Here is a 3,558-nt window from a genome sequence, read left to right as displayed (position 1 = left end):
TGCGACCCCGGCGCGAGCGGCAGCAGGCAGGCGGGGGGCAGCGCGCGCCCGTCGAGCCTGATGTCAAAGGCGCCGCCGGCGAAGGCGATGGGCAGCGTCGCGCCCTCCGCCTCGAAGACCGCGCCGCCGAGCGACGCCTCGATCGCTACTCTCACGCTGACCGCGCGGGTCGCGGCGAGATAGGCGCCAAGGTCCATCGGACCCGCCGGAGTGACGCCGAAGCGCGTCAGGCCGAGCCGGCCTTCGTCCTGGATCGTTACGCCGGGCCCCGCGGCGCGGATGAGGAGCCGCGCGCTCATCATAACTCCTCGCGGCGCGCCAGCGTTTCGCCCTTGCCCGCGCGCGCGTCGAGCGCCGCGAATGTCGCCGCGTCAATGGGCTCGAAGCGGATGGCGTCGCCCAGCGCGACGAGGACGGGCGGTTGGCGCTCCGGCGCGAAGAGCCGCTCGGGCGTGCGGCCGACGACATACCAGCCGGTCGGCATGGGATTGGCCGCGATGAGCGCCAGCGCGCCGCCGATGAGTATGGCGCCGGGCGGGGTGGGGCCGCGCGGGCTGGCGCGACGGGGAATGGCGAGCGTCTGCGGCAGTCCGCCGAGATAACACCAGCCGGGCGAGAAGCCATACATATAGGCGCGATAATCGGCGCCGGCATGCAGCGCCGCGAGTTCGCCCGCCGTAACCCCGAGGCGCGCGGCGGCTTCGTTTATGTCTTCCGCGAAGACGGGATCGTAGCAGCAGGGAAGCGTCCAGCGCGTTGGCGCGGGCGTGGCCGACGAAGCAGGCGCGATGCGGGCGATCAACGCCTCGAGCCGCGCGATCAACGCCGCGCGCGATATTTCCAAAGGTTCATAGCGCAGAAAAAGCGCGCGATAGGTCGGCGTCGTCTCGCGAAGGCCCGGAGGCGGCGCGGCGCGGAGCATGTCGTCGAGCGCCAGAACCCTTGCGTTGATCGCGGGATCGACGCTGTCGCCGAATTCGACCGAAAGCGCCGCTTCGCCGCAATCGAGAAAACGCGGCCTCTCATATTCCATCGCGCGTCATTCTCCCGCGAAAGCGCGCAGCCGCCAGCCTTCCTGTTCGAGCCCCTCGCGCAGGCGGCGCGCCAGCGCGACCGCGAGGGGGGCGTCGCCATGCACGCAGATCGAGTCGATCGACGTCGGCAAAAGCTTGCCGCTCGCGGTCCTGAGGCCTTTGTTCGCCAGCATGTCGCGCATGCGCGCCGCAGCGCGCTCGACGTCCTCGATCACGGCGCCCGCCTGGCCGCGCGGCTGCAGAGTGCCGTCGTCCATATAGGCGCGATCGGCGAAGACTTCATGCGCGACCTTGAGTCCGGCGCGTTCGCCCGCGCGCCCCTGCTCCGAAAGCGCGATGGCGAGCAGCGTCAGCGAAGGATCGACGGCCCGCGTCGCGCGCGCGATGGCGCCGGCGACATCGGCGTCGCGCTCGGCGATATTGGCGAGCGCGCCATGCGCTTTGACATAGCCGATGCGATGGCCGACGAGGACCGCGAGCGCCTGGGCGGCGCCGAGCTGATAAGCGACGGTCCGCTCGATCTCCTGCGCGCTCATCGGCAGCGCGCGCCGGCCGAAGCCTGCAAGATCGGGAAAGGCCACATGCGCGCCGACCGCCACGCCCTTTTCCTTCGCGCGCGCGAAGGTCGTCGCCATAATGTCGGGATCGCCGGCGTGAAAGCCGCAAGCGACATTGGCGCTCGTGACGATGTCGAGCATCGCGTCGTCGTCGCCCATGCGCCACAGGCCGAAGCCTTCGCCAAGGTCGGCGTTGAGGTCGATGATCGGCGCGTTGGAGGTCATGAATTATGGCCAGCCGGCGCGCGGAACTTCCGGCGCGGGAGAGCGAGATTGGCGCAAGCGCGCGGCGCGATCAATGCGCTATCGCCGAAATCCGCGAGAATCGGCGGCTTGACGCCCGCGCGCGAGAGCGGAAAGCCGAACTAGGGCGTTGGAGAGCCCTTGACAAGAGCCGACCCCTTCGGTGAAGGTCCATCTCGCGGCAAAGCCGAAAAAACGGCCGCCTTGAGACGGCGCAATCATTTGGGAGGTGGACATGCAGTATCTTATCCCGGGCCTTATGCTCGCTATCGTCATCGGCGGCGCCATCGTTGCGGCGCGCATGAACAAGTAAGCGCTTAAACGCGGCGATCGACGCCTTTTCAGCGGCCCGTTGGCCGTTGGCGCATCTTGGCCTTGGGGCGGGTTGGCCTTGGGTCGGGACGGCCGACGCCAGCGGGTCGGTTTTTTTGTAGAGCGCGCTGCGAAAAAGCGGAAGCCGGTTTTTCGCATAGAGCGCGCTCTATACTTTTGAATCGATCACGTTATCTGCATCCGGACGACGCCGTCCAAATGCAGCGTGATCTTGCGCCCCCGCCCCCTACTCCGCAGCGACCACCTGCGGCGGCGGAAAGGCGATTTCAATCAGCGTGCCCTCGTTCTTACGGCTTTGAATCGTGAAGGAGGCGTGATTCGCCTCGATCAGCGCCTTGGTCAGCGGCAGGCCGAGGCCCGTCCCATGCGCCTTGCGCGACGTGGCGATCTGCTTGAAAGGCTCCAGCGCCATTTCGATTTCGTCCTCGGACATGCCGATGCCCGTGTCCTTCACGCGGATGACGACATATCCCGCGTCGGTCAGCGCGCTCGAGACGATGACCTGCCCGCCCGGCTCGTTGAACTTCACCGCATTCGACAGAAGATTCAATAAAATCTGTTTGAGCGAACGCGCGTCGGCGCGGATCGGCGGCAGGCTCGATTCGAGCGCGAGGCGCATCACGATGCGCGCCTGATTGGCCTGCGCCTGCATGATCGAGGCGCACTCCGCGATGACGGCGTTGGCGTCGACCCGCTCGAAGGACAGTTCGAGCTTCCCCGCCTCGATCTTGGAAAGGTCCAGGAGATCGTTGACGAGCGACAGCACATGCTGGCCCGAGGCGTGCACGTCCTTCAGATATTCCTTATAGCGCGGCGCGCCGATGGGGCCGAGGCGCTCCTCCATCATCACTTCGGCGAAACCGATGATAGCGTTGAGCGGCGTGCGGATTTCATGGGAGACGCGCGCGAGGAAATCCGATTTCGCGGCGTTGGCGGCCTCGGCGGCGAGGCGCGCCGCCTCCAATTCGCGATCGCCGCGGCCGCGCGCCGCCCGTTCGCGCAGGCTGACGCAAATTCTCGCCGCGCCGTCGACGGCGAGGCGGCGCAGCGTCACGTCCACGGGCAGGCCGCCCCCGGGCGTCAGCGCCGTCAAGGAGAATTGCTCATTGGCGTCTGCGCGCGCGAGCGCCAGGCGCTGGATCAGGGTCTGCGCCTCGGCGGCGGCAAAGAGCGCGGAGAGATTGCGCCCGTGAATCGCCCGCGGCTCGACGCCGAAGAAAACGGCGAAAGCGGGATTGAACCGCTCAAACCGCCCGTCTCCCGCGACGATGGCGAGCGGCGCGCGGGCGCAATCGAAGGCGGCGTCGAGCGCGGCGTTTTCGGCCCGGGCGCGCGCAAGCTTCTCCTCGAGCGTGCGGGCGAGCGCCAGCGCGCTTTGCTCCGGCCCGCGA

The 3,558-nt window shown here is 68.0% G+C and carries 3 protein-coding genes and 1 pseudogene; all 4 read right to left on the bottom strand.

Annotated features, from left to right (window positions below):
- Positions 1 to 299, bottom strand: a pseudogene (locus V3H18_RS16405) (biotin-dependent carboxyltransferase family protein); the annotation flags it as partial.
- Positions 299 to 1,033: a 5-oxoprolinase subunit B family protein gene (locus V3H18_RS16400; protein ID WP_332083158.1), complete on the bottom strand. Its 735-nt coding sequence runs from the start codon at positions 1,031 to 1,033 to the stop codon at positions 299 to 301. The pseudogene V3H18_RS16405 and the gene V3H18_RS16400, both read right to left, overlap by 1 nt.
- A 6-nt stretch (positions 1,034 to 1,039) precedes the next feature.
- Positions 1,040 to 1,816 carry a LamB/YcsF family protein gene (locus tag V3H18_RS16395; RefSeq protein WP_332083157.1) on the bottom strand — a complete coding sequence of 259 codons (777 nt, stop codon included), beginning with the start codon at positions 1,814 to 1,816 and terminating at the stop codon, positions 1,040 to 1,042.
- A 577-nt stretch (positions 1,817 to 2,393) separates the two neighbouring features.
- Positions 2,394 to 3,558: sensor histidine kinase (locus tag V3H18_RS16390; protein ID WP_332083156.1), on the bottom strand; the 1,165-nt coding region annotated here is incomplete at its 5' end.

This window comes from Methylocystis borbori (assembly GCF_036576025.1).
Taxonomy (GTDB): domain Bacteria; phylum Pseudomonadota; class Alphaproteobacteria; order Rhizobiales; family Beijerinckiaceae; genus Methylocystis; species Methylocystis borbori.
The sequence above is the reverse complement of the archived record's forward strand: the minus strand, read 5'-3'. Positions and strand labels throughout refer to the sequence as shown.

Coding starts and splice junctions, on each gene's coding strand:
- V3H18_RS16400 (WP_332083158.1), bottom strand. CDS start 1,033: ATGGAATATGAGAGGCCGCGTTTTCTCGATTGCGGCGAAGCGGCGCTT.
- V3H18_RS16395 (WP_332083157.1), bottom strand. CDS start 1,816: ATGACCTCCAACGCGCCGATCATCGACCTCAACGCCGACCTTGGCGAA.